Origin of the sequence: Intestinimonas butyriciproducens (genome assembly GCF_004154955.1) — a bacterium.
In the GTDB taxonomy this organism is placed as follows: domain Bacteria; phylum Bacillota; class Clostridia; order Oscillospirales; family Oscillospiraceae; genus Intestinimonas; species Intestinimonas butyriciproducens.
In genome coordinates this window covers 3,187,191-3,203,894 of record NZ_CP011524.1, presented here as the reverse complement: position 1 = coordinate 3,203,894, position 16,704 = coordinate 3,187,191, and the positions used below count along the sequence as shown (strand labels likewise).

Sequence of the window (16,704 nt, the reverse complement as noted above, 5' to 3'; positions counted from 1 at the left end):
CCCAGAGCGGGGGCCTCATTTAGGAGGTCCCCGCTCTGGGCCGACTTTGCATTACGGGTCAGGCCCTGAGAAAGCCTTTTCCAAAAATCTCGCTGGAATTGGTGACGATCATAAAAGCCTGGGGATCCTGTGCCTTCAGATGGCGGCGGAGGAGGACGGCCTGACTCCGGGAGAGGACCGTGAGCACGATATGGTGTTCCTGATGGGTGTAGGCCCCCTCGGCATCCCAGAGGGTGGCGCCCCGGACCAGATTGTCAGTGATGTAGCCGCAGGCGATCTCGGGATGAGAGGTGACGATGATAAAAGCTTTTCGGCGATTCAAGGATTCGATCACATTGTCTACCAGCACTGATTTGAGGACCAGACCCAACAACGAGCACAGGCCGGCCGTAATGTCAAAGACAAAGAGGGCAGAGGCGGCGATGAGCACATCTGAGTAGAGCAGAGCCCTCCCCACATCCAGGCCGGTATATTTCTTGAGGATCATGGCCGCAATGTCTGTACCACCGGTGGAGGAGCCCAAATTAAAGAGGATGGCCGCGCCCAGGGCCGGCAGAATGACGGCGAAAAAGAGCTCCAGCATCAGCTCGTCGGTGAGGGGACGCTCCATGGGATAGATCCACTCAAGGACCTGGACCAGACCGGAGTAGAGAAGGGAGCAGTACACCGTACGGACCCCAAAGCCCTTGTCCAGCACCACAAAGCCCAAAGCGAGAAAGATGATGTTGATTAGGGTGTTAAAGGTGGAGGGGGTGAGCCAGGGAGCGGAAAAAAGCTCACCCAGCAAAATAGAGAGACCGGAGACGCCGCCCATGGAAAAGTGGTTGGGAAACTTAAAGAAATAGACGCCGATGGATACCAGAGACGTGCCGAGGGAGAGAAGCAGAAATTCCTGAAGGGTCTTCTTTGTGAGCATGGGCGCATCATCTCCTGATCAATGGGCGCAGCAGCTTCACCGCTGGGCCAAAATGGCGGACCAGACGTCATAATTAGGGACGTCGGAGTAGGCAGGAATATTTCCCAAGCGCCACACCGACACCCCTGTGATGCCGAACATCCGGGCCAGGGTCAGCTTGTCCGCCACACTTCGGGCATCCTCGTACCAGAGAAGAATGCGGCTGCCGTCCTCAGTGGTATAGAGGGCCGCAGGATTGCGGGTGTGGTCGTCGTAAGTCACCACCGTGTCGGACTGGAGCAGGCGCTTGGCAATGGTATTCTGGGTGGGATGGTAGATGGTGGAGGAGAGGAGGTTCCCGTTCTCATCCACCTGAAAACCCGCCGTGCCGAGGGAGATCTGGAGGGCGATTTTGCGCTTGTCCTGCACACCGGTCTCCGCGTCGGTGATGGCCTGCAGGGCCCGGTAGACGTCGGGGAAGGGGGTGACTGGGGAGGAGGTATCCTCCGTGGTCCCCATGGGCTTGCCAATCTGATAGCTGGGTACGCTGGTCCACTGATAGTCATGTACCATGTAGATAACCTTGTCGCACACCTCGCCAAGGGCCCTGAAATCATAGCCCTTGTACCAGTCGTTGGGGGGAACGCAGACAAAGAGGGTCTTGCCGGAGGGAAGCGCGGCCCGCAGTTCGGTCATGAAGGAGACAAAGTCGGCCTTTAAGAGATCGGTCCGCAGTCCTTCAAAGTCGATGGTGATGCCCGCATAGTCCGAAGCCGCGTCGGTCAAGGCGGCCACGGCCTGCGCCCTGACCGACGGGTCGGGGAGAATGGTCTCCAGTACACTGGTCCTGGAGCCGTCTGGAAGGGCGACGTCCTGTGTGGTGTCTGCATAGACGTTGAGCGTATAGAGCGTGCCGTTTCCCTGGAAATAAGAGGTGGCGGTGGAAGCGTCCTGCGGCTTGACCCAGTCGTTTCCCCCCGAGCTGGTGGAGTTGAGCCAGGGGCCGGCGTCGGCGTCATAGCTCATTCGGGCCCAGCCCACCGACACCACGTCCATCTCGTCGGTAAAGGAGATTTGGGAATACGAGGAGAAGGCGTAAAAGCCATTGAGCCAGTCGATGGTTGAGCAGTAGCGCTCGTAGACACGGGAAAGCATGGCGGCGGCCTGTCCACGGGTGGCGAAGGCATCTGGCTGGAAGAGAAGCTGGCCGTCCACCTCCACGCCGGTGGTCATACCGATGGCGGCGGAGAGGGCGATGTGACCGGGGTGGGAGGTCACATCGGGGAAGGGGACGCCCAGGGAGGCGATGTCGCCGGCCAGGGATTCATACCCCAGGGCCCGCACCAGCATGACCGCCATATCCTCCCGCGTGATGTAGGCCATAGGCTGAAAGAGCGTCTCCTCGCCGGTAACGCCGTGGGCACGGGCTGTCTCGGCGGCCGCGTAATACCAGTCGCCGGGCCGGACATCGGAGAAGGAGGGAGAGGCCGGCAATACGTCCTCCCAGGAGAACATGCGCTGAAGGATGGTGACGAAAGAGGCGCGGTTCAGGGTCTCCTCCGGACGAAAGGTCCCGTCTTCCAGCCCCTGAATCAGCCCGTATCCCGAAGCCTTTTGAATGTCGGCATAGGCCCAGTGCTCCGTGGACACGTCGGGAAACTCCACTGCCTGGGCCGAAGCGGTGAGCCCACTGAGCAGGGCAGCGCAGACCAGGAGCGCGGAGATGCGTTTGATAAACATGGATTTCCTCCTCCAGGCTGCCGCCGGGGACCGGCGGAGCAGCGGCAGAGATCCGCGCCCTCCTGAGGCCGGTGGAAGCGGACCGTAAAACAATTGATTCGACAGACCCTATTTTAGCAGGTCGGAGGCGGTTATACAACGGTTATTTCCAGGAAGGAAAGAGGTGGAGGGACGGCTGGACATGCCGTCGCTTTCGTCAAAAGCGTGTGGAATACATTGGGTTTTTTGTTACATTTGCTTCATTGAACGCTGGTAGATTTTACTGTAGAATAAGGTTATCTTACTTTTGCTTTTGAGTATACTTACAGAGGAGCGGCTGCAATGAAGCTTTTGGAGGATCGGATCCGGAAGGACGGAAAGATTAAGGGCGGCGACGTCCTCAAGGTGGACAGTTTTCTGAACCATCAGATGGACGTGGACCTCTTCAATGAGATCGGCAAGGAGTTTCAGCGGCTGTACGGGGACTGCGGAGTCACCAAGATTTTGACCATCGAGGCATCGGGGATCGGGATCGCGTGTGTGACTGCGCAGTTTTTTCATTGCCCGGTGATCTTCGCCAAAAAAAATAAGACAAAGAATATCGCGGGGGATGTCTATACCTCTCAGGTGGAGTCCTTTACCCACGGCAAGGTGTATGATATCATTGTGGCCAAGGAGTTTCTGCTTCCCACCGATCGGGTCCTGCTCATTGACGATTTCCTGGCCAACGGCTCGGCGCTGCAGGGACTCATCAATCTGGTCCGGGATGCGGGCGCCACCTTGGTTGGGGCGGGCATCTGCGTGGAAAAGGCGTTTCAGCCCGGCGGAGACCTGATCCGCAGCATGGGCGTCCGGGTGGAATCTCTGGCGCGGGTCAAGTCCATGAGCGAGGAGAACGGGATCACGTTCTGCTGACGCGCCTGTTTGCATACCAAATTTCGCGGGGCCCGCGCGCCCCGCATGCTGCCGCAGCCAGAGAGAGCGCCGCTCTCCTGGGATGAGCGGATGGAGCCCTTCGGCTGCCCGCTGGCGGTATACGACATTTTCTTGGATATCCCGGCTGTGGCAGCCGTTTTTCATTTTGACGGATCCGGATATCGACCAACTATTTTGAGGAGGAATGAAAAGAATGAAGAAACGTATTCTTGCCCTGTTCCTGGCAGGCGCCATGACGCTGAGCCTCGCCGCATGCTCCGGCGGCTCCGGCAACTCCACCCCGGCCCCCGCCGACACCACCGCCCCCGCGGATACTTCCGCGCCCGCCGACACCACTGAGCCGGCTAAGACCGTGAAGGTGGGCCTCATCTGCATCGGCGACGAGAACGACCAGGGCTATACCTACAACTTTGTCCGCGGCAAGGAGGCCGCCACCGAGGCGTTGGCCGCCAAAGGCATCGAGGTGGAGTGGGTCGTCAAGTGGAACATCGGCGAGGACTCCGGCTGTGAGGACGCCAATATCGAGCTGGCCGAGGAGGGCTGCGACCTCATCATCAACAACTCCTACGGCTTTGAGCCTTACATGCTGAAGGTGGCTCCCGATTATCCCGAGGTGGAGTTCATCTCCTGCACCAACCAGGGCTCCTGGAACGACGGGCTGGAGAACACCCACAACGCCTTCGCCAACATCTACGAGGGCCGTTATCTGGCCGGCGTGGTGGCCGGCATGAAGATGCAGGAGATGATCGACAACGGCGACATCACCCCCGAGCAGGCCGTGATCGGCTATGTGGGCGCCTATTCCTTCGCGGAAGTGATCTCCGGCTTCACCGCCTACTATCTGGGCGCCAAGAGCATGTGCCCCAGCACTACCATGAAGGTCCAGTTCGTGGGCTCCTGGTCCAACGCCACGGAAGAGGGGAACGCCGCCGCCGCGCTGTGCGACCTGGGCTGCATCATGATCTCCCAGCACTCCGACAACACCTCTCCCGCCACCACCGCCCAGTCCAAGGGCGCTTTCAGCTGCGGTTACAACAACGACATGATCTCCGTGGCCCCCGAAGCCTCACTCATCTCCACCCGCATCGACTGGTCCGTTTACTTTGAGTACGCCATCGAGGCCGTTGCCAACGGCGAGAGCTTTGACCAGGACTGGTGCCACGGCATGGATATGGGAGCCGTGGTCATGACCGATCTCAACGAGGCCATTGCCGCCGAGGGCACCGCCGAGAAGCTGGCCGAGGTGGAAAAGGCCATCCATGACGGGACCCTCCAGGTGTTCGACACCTCCACCTTCACCATTGACGGCGCTGAGCTGACCCAGGCCTTTGCGCTGGATACCGACGGCGACTTCACGCCCGACTCCGAGGAGGCCGTGTTTGATGGCGCGTTCCACGAGTCCTACTTCCAGTCCGCTCCCTACTTCGCCCTGACCATTGACGGCATCGAGTGGCTGAACTCCGCATTCTGATGCGCGTATCACCAAGAGGGGGCTGCGACGGCAGCCCCCTTTTGCTCTTGTGAAGGGCGCCCGCCCGCACCCGGATCGGCGCGCCGAATTTCCCAGCGCAAGTCTGGCGCCCAGGAGCCAAAGCCGAAGGGATTTCGCTCCTGCCGCATGAAAAGGAAGGATGACAGCCTTGGAAACTGTCCATGCAATCGAACTCCGGCACATCACCAAGCGCTTCGGCAAGGTGGTGGCCAACGACGACATCGACCTGGCCCTGGACCGCGGTGAGATACTTTCCCTGCTGGGAGAGAACGGCAGCGGAAAGACCACCCTGATGAACATGCTCTCGGGCATCTACTTTCCCAACGAGGGGGAGATCCTGGTGGAGGGCAGGCCGGCGGCTATCCGTTCCCCCAAGGACGCCTTCGACCACGGGATCGGGATGATCCATCAGCATTTCAAGCTGATCGACGTCTTTACCGCCGCGGAGAACATCGTTCTTGGCCTTCACGACGGCAGCAGGCTGGACCGCAGGGAGATCGCGGCGAAGGTGAAGGAGATCAGCGACCGGTATGGCTTCGGAATCGATCCCAACAAGAAGGTCTACGATATGTCGGTCTCCGAGAAGCAGACGGTGGAGATCGTCAAGGTGCTCTACCGGGGCGCCGACATCCTGATTCTGGATGAGCCTACAGCGGTGCTCACGCCCCAGGAGACAGACCGGCTCTTCGATATTCTCCGCGCCATGCGTGCAGACGGCAAGGCCATCGTTATCATTACCCATAAGCTCCACGAGGTCATGGCCCTCTCGGACAAGGTGGCGGTGCTGCGCAAGGGGAAATACATCGGCACGGTGAACACCGCCGAGACCAACCCCCAGGCGCTGACCGATATGATGGTGGGACACGCCGTCACCCTGAACATTGACCGCCCTGAGCCTGTGAACCCAGAGCCCCGTCTGGAGATCCAGGGGCTCACCTGCCTGGATGCCGAAGGCGTGAAGAAGCTGGACGATGTGAGCTTTACCGCCCGGAGCGGCGAGATCCTGGGCGTGGCCGGTATCGCCGGCTCGGGCCAGAAGGAGTTGCTGGAGGCCATCGCCGGCCTTTACCCCATTGCCAAGGGGTCGATCCGGTATACGCCGGAGGGGAAGGAGACCTTCGATCTGGTGGGGAGGACCCCCATGCAGATCAAGCAGGCCGGCGTATCTCTGGCCTTCGTGCCCGAGGACCGGCTGGGTATGGGCCTGGTGGGCGGCATGGGAATGACGGGCAACATGATGCTCCGCTCCTGGCGGAAGGGGAAGGGCGCCTTCGTCAACCGGAAGGACCCCAATGAGCTGGCCCTAAAGGTGAAGGAGAGCCTGGAGGTGGTGACGCCCAGCGTGGAGTTCCCCGTCCGGCGGCTCTCCGGCGGCAACGTCCAGAAGGTGCTGGTGGGTCGGGAGATCGCCTCCTCGCCCACGGTGCTGATGAGCGCCTATGCCGTCCGGGGTCTGGACATCAACACCTCATATACCATCTATAATCTGATGACCGAGCAGAAGAAAAAGGGAGTGGCCGTTCTTTTCGTGGGGGAGGACCTGGACGTCCTGCTGGAGCTGTGCGACCGGATCCTGGTCCTCTGCGGCGGCAGGGTGAGCGGCGTGGTGGATGCCCGTACCGCCACCAAGGAAGAGGTCGGCCTGCTTATGACCCGGGTGGGCGGCGGAAGGGAGGAAGCGTAGATGCACGAACAGAACACGCCCCTGATCCGTCTGGCCAAACGGGACGACATGCCCCGGTGGCAGGTCTGGTGCATCCGCGGCGGCTCCTTTGTGGCGGCCATTCTGCTGGGTGCGCTGATTTTCCTCATTATGGGCCATAGTCCTGTGTCGGCCTATGGCACCATCCTCTCCGGCTCCCTGGGCAAAAAGACGGCCGTCTGGCAGACGGTGAAGATCGCCATCCCCTTGCTGGGCACCGCCCTGGCCATCGCGCCCTGCTTCAAGATGCGGTTTTGGAATATCGGGGCCGAGGGGCAGATCACCGCGGGGGCTGTGGCGGCCAGCTACTTTGCCCTCTTCTGGTACGACAAACTGCCCTCTCCGGTGCTGCTGGCGGTCATGGCGGCGTCCGGCGCGCTGTTCGGCGGCCTGTGGGCCCTGATCCCCGCCTTTTTCAAGGCCAGATGGGGTACCAACGAGACCCTCTTCACTCTGATGATGAACTATATCATCATCGGTGTGGTCAAATGGCTCCAGGGCGGCCCCTGGGAGGGGCGCCCCGGGTCCCAGATTATCCCGCAGTTCGACTCCGCCGCCGTATTGCCCAAGGTCCTCGGGGTCCACTGCGGCTGGATCATCGTGCTGGCGCTGACCGTGCTCATGTATATCTACATGAAATATACCAAGCAGGGCTATGAGATCGCCGTCATCGGAGAGAGTGAGAACACCGCCCGCTATGCGGGCATGAACGTGGGGCGGATCATCATGCGCACCATGTTCCTCTCCGGGGCCATCAGCGGTCTGGTGGGCTTTATCGTGTGCTCCGGCGCCAACAACACCCTTTACGACGGCGTGGCGGCCGGAGTGGGCTTTACCGCCATCACCGTGGCGTGGCTGGCCCAGCTCAATCCCTTTGCCATGATCGGGATATCCGGGCTGCTGGCCGTGCTGGAGAAGGGGGCGGACACCCTGCAGACCCGCATGACGGTCCCTGCCTCCATCTCCGACATCATCACCGGTATCTTCCTCTTCTGCATGCTGGGCTGTGAATTTTTCATCAACTATCAGATGATCTTCCGGGGAAAGCACAGGGAGGAGGTGTCCGGCGCATGAACATCAATCAGAGCTTTCTGGTTCTCCTCATCAGCGCCGCAGTGCTCAACGGCACGCCGCTGCTCTTCGGCACGGTGGGAGAGATCCTGTCGGAGAAGTCCGGCAACCTGAACCTGGGCGTGGAGGGCATGATGTATATGGGAGGCGCCATGGGCCTAGGCGGTGCCTTCTATTACGAGATGATGACCGGCGGAAACACAAACGGTCTGGTGGCCGTGCTCATCGCCATCCTGTTCGCCTTCTTGGGGGGCGCGTTCGGGGCCCTCATCTACAGCTTCATCACCATCACGCTCCGGGCCAACCAGAATGTCACGGGTCTGGCCTTGGCCATCTTTGGCACCGGCGCGGGGCAGTTCATCGGCGAGTATATGCGCGTGACCTCCGGCGGTTATGTGGCCATCAGCAACGAGCTCAAGGCGGTCTTTCAGGGCTCGCCTTTTCCCGCGGCACTCCAGAGCATTCCCGTGGCGGGCCCGCTGCTGTTCAGCTACAACATCTTCGTCTACCTGGGCGTGGCCATTGCGGTGGCCATGGCGTTCTTCTTCAACAAGAGCCGCCCCGGCCTCCATCTGCGGGCGGTGGGGGAGAGTCCCGCCACCGCAGACGCTGCCGGAATCAACGTCACAAAGTACAAGTACCTGTCCACTGTGATCGGCGGTGGGATTTCGGCCATCGGCGGCATGGTCTATATTACGACCATCGCAGGCTGCGTCTGGAACCATGAGGGCCTCTCCGGCGAGGGCTGGCTGGCGGTGGCGCTGGTCATCTTCTGCCTGTGGCGGCCCGTCAACGCCATCTGGGGCTCGGTGCTCTTCGGCGCTCTGATGATCCTCTACCTAAGGCTCCAGCTCCCCTTCATCCCCGACCAGCTCTATAAGATCCTGCCCTATGTGGTAACGGTGATCGTCCTGATCTTCACCAGCATGCGCAACAGCAAGGATAAACAGCCCCCGGCCAGCCTGGGCCTGCCCTTCTTCCGCGAGGAGCGATGACTGCGGCCGTGGTCTGTCAAAAAAATGCCCGCAGGCGCGCTTCACAGAATCCCGGTGTCCACATACGACGGAAGAAACACAAGATTCGCCGTTTTCGGGGACATACGCCTCGGAGATGACACTTCTCATGACGGACAGGGTGACCTTTTCGACAGCCTAAGGCCGCCGCCCGGTATTTCGGGCGGCGGCCGTCCTTGTGGGAAGCGTTGACAAAGGAAATAAGTTGTAGTATCATCTATCAGGTTGATACTACAACTTGTTTGGGAGAGATGACAGTGGACATCACACAGCGGAGAATGACGAAGATCGCGCGGGAGGCCGCCAAGTTCACCACCCGTACGCTGCGGGCCGACGGGGTGGGGACGGCGGAGTTCGACCTCATCCATGTGGTGCGCCATGCCCCTGGCATCACGCAGGCGGAGGCCTGCAAGCGACTGGGCGTGGACAAGGGAGCCGTGGCCCGGCAGGCGGCCAACCTGGAGAGTAAAGGCTATCTGATCCGGGAGCGCAACCCCAAGGACGGCCGGAGCCAGCTCCTCTATGCCACGGAGAAAGCCGAGCGGCTGAAGAACTCAAAGACCCAGGTGGAGACGCTCTTTTACGAGTGGCTGCTGGAGCCTCTGGGAAAGAAGGAGCGCAGGGAGTTCGTCCGGGTCCTGGAGCTCCTGTATCAGCGGTCCAAGGCGGAGAGCCGGGCGGGCTTTCCCAATGTAGCGGAGCGGATAAAGGGAGAGGATCGAAATGAGGAATGAAAAAAAGAAGCGGAGGCTGTCCCAGGCCATGCTGTTTATCCTGCTCTTCGGTGTGGTGAGTCTGTTCTCCGACATGACACATGAGGGAGCCTCCAGCATACGGGGGGCCTACCTTACGCTGCTGGGAGCCTCTTCGGCCGCCATCGGTTTTGTCTCCGGACTGGGGGAGCTCATCGGCTATTCCATGCGCTATGTGTTCGGAAAGCTCACGGACAGGACGCGCCAATACTGGACCATGACCATCTTGGGCTATGTACTGGATGTGCTGGCCGTCCCGGCGCTGGCCCTGGTGGGAGAACACGGCTGGCTCTGGGCCTGCGCTCTGCTGGTGGTTCAGCGCATGGGCAAGGCCATCAAGAAGCCTGCGAAGGACACCATCATGTCCTTTGCCGCCACCCAGGAGGGCACGGGCAAGAGCTTTGGACTCCAGGAGCTGCTGGATCAGATCGGGGCCTTCCTGGGGCCGGTGCTGCTCTATCTGGTGATGCTCTTCCAGACGGAGGGGAGCACCTTTCAGATCTACTCGGCTTGCTTTGCCGTGTTGGCAGTCCCCGGAGCGATCACCATTGTGCTGCTGCTGGTGACCAAGCACAAATTCCCCAATCCGGAGCAGTTTGAGCCGGAGCCCAAGGAATACGTGCCCTTTCGGATGAAAAAGGAGTTCGTGCTGTATATCGCCGGGATCAGCCTCTTCGCCTTCGGTTTTATCGACTACTCCATCATCCTCATGCATGTCTCACGGCTGTATACGCCCCTGGCCTCGGGCCTTGCCGAGACCTCCGCACTGGTGAACAGCGGCACCCTGCCCCTGCTGTACGCCGGAGCCATGCTGGTGGATGCGGCCGCCGCCCTGGTGTTCGGTCACATGTACGATAAAAAAGGAGTCAGGGCCCTGGTTTGGTCCACCCTGCTCTCCGCCCCCTTCGCCCTGTTTGTATTCGCCTTTGACTCTATTCCCGCACTGCTTCTGGGCATCGCCCTCTGGGGAGTGGGGATGGGGGCCCAGGAGTCCATTCTGAAGGCCGCCGTGAGCAGCATGGTGCCCAAGAGCAGTCGGGCCACGGGTTATGGTATTTTCGAGTGCTCCTTCGGCGTGTTCTGGTTCCTGGGGAGCTGGCTCCTGGGCGCGCTGTACGATGTGAGCATTCCGGCGATGGTAGCTGTCTCCATGGCCGCGCAGTTGGCCGCGATCCCCCTTTATCTCTGCTCGGCCAGGGAGAGGGAGACCCCCTGAGCATAGCAAAAGCCGGACGCCTGCTCCTGACGTCCGGCTCTCACCAAAGGAAAGAGGATACAATGAAATGAAAAGAAACTGTCTCTTGCAAGTAGTATAATACCCGGGAGTTGTTAAGAATCAAATCTGGAGTTGTTACAAAAAGATTAAATCTTTGCAGAAAGCAGTAAAATCTGTGTAATTTGCGTTTGGACAGAAAAAAGCGGCGGATATTCCGCCGCTTTTTTCCGGATTTGGAGGATAGAATGAAAAGAAGTATCGTCTCTTGCTGAGGATATCCTATCAGGGCTTTGTTAAAAAAGAAGACCGGAGTTGTTACAAATGTTTTAAATCAGCGTGGATATCCCGCCTTTTTTGCGCAAGGTGTGGAAAAATTCCTGGAGCAGCGCGGCGCATTCCTCCCGGAGGACGCCGCCGTAGAGCCGGGGCTTGTGGTTGAAGTCCTCCATAAAGAGGTTGAGGACGGAGCCGCAGGCTCCGGCCTTTTCATCCCGTGCGCCGTAGCAGACGCTTTTGAGCCGGGCGTTGATGATGGCCCCGGCGCACATGGGGCAGGGCTCTAGGGTCACATAGAGGGTGCAGCCGTGCAGGTTCCAGCCGCCCCGGCGCCGGCAGGCGCTGCGAATGGCCTCCACCTCGGCGTGGGCCAGGGCGTCCCCTTCGGCTTCCCTGCGGTTCCAGCCCTCGCCGATGATCGCCCCATCCGCATCCGCGACGACGCAGCCCACGGGCACGTCCCCGGTGCTGAGGGCGCGGCGGGCCAGGACGAGGGCGCGGCGCATATAATCTTCTGAAGTCACGGCGGAGCCTCCTTCTCGGGATTGTCGATGCTATCTTAGCCGGTTTTCCTCCAAAAGGCAAGGGTCCGGCATAAATTCAGGTGGAAAAGCATATGTTCCTGTGCTATAACAGTATTGACGAGGGCGGTGATCGGGTGCCTGTGACGATTCTCCTCATCGCGGTGAGCCTAGCGATGGATGCCTTTGCCGTGTCCGTATCCTGCGGCATCTCCGTGCCCGGATTTGGGGTCCGGCAGGCGGCGCGGGTGGGACTCTGGTTCGGGCTCTTTCAGTTTCTCATGCCCCTGGCGGGGTGGGCTCTGGGCACCGGCGTCAGCGGCTGCATCCGGGCGGTGGACCACTGGGTGGCATTCGCGCTCCTGGCCTTCATCGGCGGACGGATGGTGGCCGGGGCCCTGGAGCAGAGCTGTGGAGGAGAGGGGGTCCGGGTCCCGTCGGAGCTCACCCGGCGGCGGCTGTGCCTGCTGGCTGTGGCCACCAGCATCGACGCCCTGGCCGTGGGCGTCTCTATGGCGTTTCTCCAGCATGTGAATATCCTGTGGGCGGCCTTGGTCATCGGCGGTGTGGCATTTGCCTTCTCCCTGGCGGGCGGGCTGCTGGGGCGGCGGTTGGGCTGCCTCTTTCAGAAGCGGGCGGAGCTGGCCGGCGGACTGGTGCTCATCGGGATAGGATTCAAGATTTTGGGGGAACATCTCGGATAGCCTGAGAAAGGCAAGGAGGTAGAAGGATGAAGGACGTGATCTTGTTCAAGCTGACCTATTGTCCCCACTGCAAGTTGGCCCTGCGGCTTCAGGAGGAGCTCTTTCAGGCGCACCCCGAATGGCGTGACATCCCGCTGCAGATGATCGACGAGGCGGAGGAGCCGGAGCTGGCCAATTCGTATGATTACTATTATGTCCCGACCTACTACGTGGGCGGGGAAAAGGTCCATGAGGGCCACGCCGAGCGGGAGGACATCGAGCGGGTCTTTTGCCTGGCGGCCGGAGAGCCGGCGGCCGCATCTGTAAACGGCGGACAGCATTAGCTGTCCGCCGGTCAGTCTGTCGATAAAGTGTAATTCTGCGATTTTTATTGCAAGAGCCTCGCAGAGTTCCGTCGCCCGCAGACGACGGAAGCACATCAAAGCGTGTTTTTCGACGGCGTGTACGTCGAAAAACACTCATTTCAGGCCGCTAGTGTGCGAGCGCCAGCGAGTGCGCGCAGCGGCCTGCATCCCCTCGAAAAAATGCTTGCATTTTTGAGAAGCGTGTCGAACTTTTTCGACACGCTGCGGCGGACAGCATTAGCTGTCCGCCGTCTTTGATGTAAATAGAACAAGATAATCCACAGACAAAGGATTCTTTGGGAGGGGGCGCCGCATCTGATACGGAGCGGCCTACAGTTCCTCAGGGTAGTCCACATCGGAGAGCTCGCGGGGAGATCCCGCCTCGGTGAGGCGGAGAAGTTCCGCGTGGCGCCGGATGACCGCGCTGCCCCCGGCATCTCCGGTGAGGGCCATCAGCTCTGGAAAGAGAGCCTTGGGGAAGAGGACCGGATTGCCCCGCCGTCCCTGCCAAGAGAGGGCATAAATGAAATCGGGCGATTCCAAAAAGGAATTTATCAAGCTTTCAATACTTTTTGTTGTCAAATTTGGCTGATCGCAGACCGAAAACAGGACTCCGTCCATATTCCGCAGGGCGGCGAGGCCCAGCCGAATACCCGCCGCCACCCCCTCCCAGGGGTGGCAATTGAGGAGAGGAAGGTAGCCCAGCTTTCCCGCCTGGGCCAATATCTCGCCATACTGGCTGGTGACCACCGCCTTTGTAAAGAGGGTGGGGGGCAGGGCGGCAAAGGCCCGGCGATAGAGGGGAACTCCGTCCAAAAGGGCCAGCAGCTTGTTGGAGCCGAAGCGGCGGCCGTAGCCGGAGCAGAGGAGGACGCAACCGATCTCCATGGTCCCGCCCTCACCGCCAGAAACCGCTGGGCCCCCGAGAGACATAGCGGCCCCGGCGCTCCAGCAGCACCCGGCCGCCCTCCACCGCCACCTCGCCCCCCAGGAGGACGGTGTCCACCCGCCCGCGGAGCTCCATTCCCTCGTAAGGGGTGTAATCCACATTCTGATATTGGGTCTCAGCGGTAATACGGCCTGTATCATTTGGATCAAAAATAACAAGATCAGCATCGCTCCCCACGGCCAGGACCCCCTTTTGGGGATACATCCCGAAGAGACGGGCCGGATTTTCCGCAAGCAGCCGGGCCATATCCACGGCGGTAATGCGCCCCGCCGCCACCCCGTAGGTGTACATCAGGCTGGGACGGTGCTCCACGCCGGGGATGCCGTTGGGGATCTTGGAGAAGTCCTCTCGTCCCAGCTCTTTGGCGCCGTGGAAGCGGAAGGAGCAGTGGTCGGTGCCTATGGTGTCGATCTCTCCCGCCTCCAGGGCGTCCCACAAGGCGGCGCAGTTTTCCTGCGCGCGCAGGGGAGGAGAGAGCACGAACTTGGCGCTCTCAAAGCCGGGCAGACGGTAGCTCCGCTCGTCCAGCAGCAGATACTGGGGACAGGTCTCCACATACAGCCGCTGTCCCCTGGTCCGTGCGGCCCGCACGGCCTCCAGCCCCCGGAGGGTGGACAGGTGGACAATGTTTACCGGGCAGCCCGCCAGCTCGGCGATGGTCAGCCAGCGGCCCACCGCCTCGGCCTCCACCGCAGGCGGGCGGGACAGGGGATGGGCGGCCGGACTCAGATTTCCGGCCGCCTGCTGAGCGCGGATGCCCTCGGTCACCAGGTCGCCGTTTTCACAGTGGCAGCTCACCACGCCGCCCTCTGCCCCCACGGCCTTCACCACCTCATAGGCGGCGGCGTCGGAGAGGCGGAGGTTGTCGTAGGCCAGATAGACCTTGTAAGAGGTGACTCCAGCGGCGGTCATCTCCCGCAGTTCGCTGCGGATGGAGGGGGACCAGTCCTTGACAGTCATGTGAAAGCCGTAGTTGCAGCAGGCCGCGCCATCCGCCCGGCCATGCCATGTCTCCAACGCAGAGGCCAGAGTGGCGCCGCGCTCCGGCTCGGCGAAGTCCAGCACCGTGGTGGTGCCCCCGGCCAGCGCCGCCCGGGTGCCGGTGTACCAGTCGTCAGCGGTCTCGTTGGGAAAGCCCTTGTTCATCTCAAAGTGGGTGTGGGTGTCGATAAAGCCGGGAAAGACCAGCCGTTCCTGGGCGTCGATGACACGGGAAGCGCCAGGGGCGAGGCCGGGCCCCAGCTCTGCAATCCTGCCGCCTGCCACCCGCAGGTCGGCCTGGATAGGGCCCGTGGGGAGGACGAGGATGCCGTTTTGGATCAGAATGGACATCAGGAGACACCTCTTTTCAAATGCGGCGGAATTTGTCAAAAGACACTGTAAAACGATATTATTTTATTAAAGTGGACAGAGATGCGGAAAGAAAAACGGGCCCCATTCTGACCCTGCCGCGTCAAAATGAAGCCCGCGCGCTGCGGCGCGGGGCCGCCGGGTCAGCGAAAGAGCACCCAGAGGGCCACGGGGACCGCCAGCTTGAGGAGGGAGGAGGCGACCAGCATCAGGGTAAAATACCGCATGGCGGTTCCGTGATCTCCCGTGTTCTGCTCCCAAAGGGCGATGGTGTTTTGAAAATTCTGCGCTTTTTTGTGCTGGCCGGAGAGGACGTCGCTAAGCATGTGGATGAGGGAATACACTCCCAGGGCCAGCCAGGCCATGAACACGACGGTGCGGGTCAGGCTGCCGCCGCTGCCGCTGATGAACAGGGCAAAGGTGAGAGCTAGGTTGGCCACGGTGATGATGCGGTTGACGATGACGCCGGTCGTGACGGCCTTGGAAGTCTGATCCATAGGGGGTATCCTCACTTTTCCTTATTTTAGGGGGCGATGCGGCGCTGGGCGAAGGCGGAGAGCAGGGCGTCCATATCCGGCGGGACCAGCATAGGCTCGCCCGCGGCCCGGATGCCGCTCTGCACGTCCTTGAGACCGTTGCCGGTGACCACGCTAACCACAGTGGAATCCGGATCGATAAGGCCGAGCTCCAGGGCCTTTTTTATGCCGGCGGTGCCGGTGACACCGGCGGGCTCGCCAAAGATCCCCTGGGTGCGGCCCAGCAGGCGCATGGCATCCAAGATCTCCTCGTCGGAGACGATGACGGCCAGCCCCCGGGACTCCCGGATGGCGGCGAGGGCCTTGTCCGCGTTGCGGGGGACGCCCACGGCGATGGAGTCGGCCAAGGTGTTCTCCTCCATGGGGCGCCAAGGCTCTCCCGTCTGAATGGCCCGGTTCAAGGGACAACAGCCCTCCGCCTGAACAGAGATCAGGCGGGGCAGCCGGTCGATAAACCCGGCGGCGCAGAGGTCCTTGAGTCCTTTCCAGGCTCCGGCGATGGTGCAGCCGTCCCCCACGGAGAGGGCGATATAGTCCGGGACCTGCCAGTGGAGCTGTTCCATGATCTCCAGGGTGACGGTCTTTTTTCCCTCGGAGAGGTAGGGGTTGATGGCGGCGTTCCGGTTGTACCAGCCCCAGCGGTCGATGGCCTCCTTAGAGAGGGCAAAGGTGTCCTCATAGGAGCCGTCCACCGTGATGACGGCGGCGCCGAAGATCATAAGCTGGGCCACCTTTCCCTTGGGGGCCCGGGCGGGCACGAAGATGTAGGTGCGGAAGCCTGCGGCGGTCGCGTTCCCGGCCAGAGAGGAGGCGGCGTTGCCGGTGGAGGAGCAGGCGATGGTATCCGCCCCCGCCTCCCTGGCCTTGACCACCGCCATGGCGGAGGCACGGTCCTTCAGGGAGGAGGTGGGATTCTGGCCGTCATCCTTGAGGTAGAGGGTCCTCAGCCCAAGCGTGCGGGCCAGCCTGTCGGCCCGGTAAAGGGGGGACCAGCCCACCCGCAGGGGCGTGGGCGGCGAGCGGTCCTCCACCGGGAGGAAGGGACGGTAGCGCCACATGGAATAATCCCGGCATCCCTCCAGGTCCGCGGGGGAAAAGTCGGCCCGGATGGCCTCGTAATCGTACTCGATGTCCAGCATGCCGCCGCAGCGGCAGGTGGTGAGGGCGGGGACGGCCTCGTAGACGGCGCCGCAGCGGACACAGCGGGCGTGGCGGACATATTTCATAT

General features: G+C 61.3%; 16 protein-coding genes. 9 read left to right on the top strand and 7 right to left on the bottom strand.

Annotation, left to right across the window (positions count from 1 at the left end):
* Nucleotides 1–58: 58 nt before the first annotated feature.
* Together SRB521_RS15775 and SRB521_RS15770 are read right to left on the bottom strand one after the other, a co-directional pair.
* The gene (locus tag SRB521_RS15775; RefSeq protein WP_075704835.1) at nucleotides 59–916 is read right to left on the bottom strand and encodes a YitT family protein; all 858 of its coding nucleotides are present in this window, start codon (nucleotides 914–916) and stop codon (nucleotides 59–61) included.
* Nucleotides 917–952: 36 nt separating this feature from the next.
* Entirely contained in the window at nucleotides 953–2,635 is a 1,683-nt protein-coding gene (locus tag SRB521_RS15770) for an S-layer homology domain-containing protein (RefSeq protein WP_075704834.1), read from the bottom strand.
* Nucleotides 2,636–2,956: 321 nt separating this feature from the next.
* Between SRB521_RS15770 and SRB521_RS15765 the strand changes: the two genes are divergently transcribed.
* The 7 genes from SRB521_RS15765 to SRB521_RS15735 all read left to right on the top strand — a co-directional run bounded on the left by SRB521_RS15765 (nucleotide 2,957) and on the right by SRB521_RS15735 (nucleotide 10,796).
* On the top strand, nucleotides 2,957–3,529 hold the full coding sequence (locus SRB521_RS15765) for a xanthine phosphoribosyltransferase (protein WP_058118671.1): 573 nt from the start codon (nucleotides 2,957–2,959) through the stop codon (nucleotides 3,527–3,529).
* Nucleotides 3,530–3,743: 214 nt separating this feature from the next.
* Nucleotides 3,744–5,021 (top strand): BMP family ABC transporter substrate-binding protein, encoded by a 1,278-nt coding sequence (locus SRB521_RS15760; protein WP_116721618.1) that lies wholly within the window; start codon nucleotides 3,744–3,746, stop codon nucleotides 5,019–5,021.
* 160 nt (nucleotides 5,022–5,181) lie between these two features.
* Nucleotides 5,182–6,726, top strand: a complete 1,545-nt coding sequence (locus tag SRB521_RS15755; protein ID WP_371824762.1) for an ABC transporter ATP-binding protein — start codon at nucleotides 5,182–5,184, stop codon at nucleotides 6,724–6,726.
* Nucleotides 6,727–7,818 (top strand): ABC transporter permease, encoded by a 1,092-nt coding sequence (locus SRB521_RS15750; protein WP_033117591.1) that lies wholly within the window; start codon nucleotides 6,727–6,729, stop codon nucleotides 7,816–7,818. It begins immediately after the preceding gene.
* Complete coding sequence (locus SRB521_RS15745; protein WP_033117590.1) at nucleotides 7,815–8,810, top strand: ABC transporter permease; 996 nt, start codon at nucleotides 7,815–7,817, stop codon at nucleotides 8,808–8,810. Before SRB521_RS15750 ends, SRB521_RS15745 begins: the two co-directional genes overlap by 4 nt.
* 296 nt (nucleotides 8,811–9,106) lie before the next feature.
* A complete protein-coding gene (locus tag SRB521_RS15740) occupies nucleotides 9,107–9,562 on the top strand; it encodes a MarR family winged helix-turn-helix transcriptional regulator (protein ID WP_243276454.1) in 456 nt (151 codons plus the stop codon).
* Nucleotides 9,552–10,796 (top strand): MFS transporter, encoded by a 1,245-nt coding sequence (locus SRB521_RS15735; RefSeq protein WP_033117588.1) that lies wholly within the window; start codon nucleotides 9,552–9,554, stop codon nucleotides 10,794–10,796. The genes SRB521_RS15740 and SRB521_RS15735 overlap by 11 nt, the downstream gene beginning before the upstream one ends.
* A gap of 326 nt (nucleotides 10,797–11,122) precedes the next feature.
* Here SRB521_RS15735 and tadA read toward each other — a convergent pair whose 3' ends face one another.
* Entirely contained in the window at nucleotides 11,123–11,596 is a 474-nt protein-coding gene (gene tadA, locus SRB521_RS15730; protein WP_116721620.1) for a tRNA adenosine(34) deaminase TadA, read from the bottom strand.
* A gap of 92 nt (nucleotides 11,597–11,688) precedes the next feature.
* Here tadA and SRB521_RS15725 point away from each other — a divergent pair, with 92 nt between their 5' ends.
* Entirely contained in the window at nucleotides 11,689–12,297 is a 609-nt protein-coding gene (locus SRB521_RS15725) for a manganese efflux pump MntP (protein ID WP_058118670.1), read from the top strand.
* Between the two features lie 26 nt (nucleotides 12,298–12,323).
* Entirely contained in the window at nucleotides 12,324–12,620 is a 297-nt protein-coding gene (locus SRB521_RS15720) for a thioredoxin family protein (protein WP_033117587.1), read from the top strand.
* A gap of 351 nt (nucleotides 12,621–12,971) precedes the next feature.
* On the opposite strand, the gene SRB521_RS15715 is transcribed toward SRB521_RS15720, so the two are convergent.
* From SRB521_RS15715 to SRB521_RS15700, 4 genes are all read right to left on the bottom strand, one after another.
* Nucleotides 12,972–13,529, bottom strand: a complete 558-nt coding sequence (locus SRB521_RS15715) for a nucleotidyltransferase family protein (RefSeq protein ID WP_075704830.1) — start codon at nucleotides 13,527–13,529, stop codon at nucleotides 12,972–12,974.
* Between the two features lie 10 nt (nucleotides 13,530–13,539).
* Complete coding sequence (gene hydA, locus SRB521_RS15710; protein ID WP_075704829.1) at nucleotides 13,540–14,922, bottom strand: dihydropyrimidinase; 1,383 nt, start codon at nucleotides 14,920–14,922, stop codon at nucleotides 13,540–13,542.
* Nucleotides 14,923–15,083: 161 nt separating this feature from the next.
* Nucleotides 15,084–15,437, bottom strand: a complete 354-nt coding sequence (locus tag SRB521_RS15705; RefSeq protein ID WP_075704828.1) for a hypothetical protein — start codon at nucleotides 15,435–15,437, stop codon at nucleotides 15,084–15,086.
* Nucleotides 15,438–15,463: 26 nt separating this feature from the next.
* The gene (locus SRB521_RS15700) at nucleotides 15,464–16,702 is read right to left on the bottom strand and encodes a threonine synthase (RefSeq protein WP_075704827.1); all 1,239 of its coding nucleotides are present in this window, start codon (nucleotides 16,700–16,702) and stop codon (nucleotides 15,464–15,466) included.
* Nucleotides 16,703–16,704 lie beyond the last annotated feature (2 nt).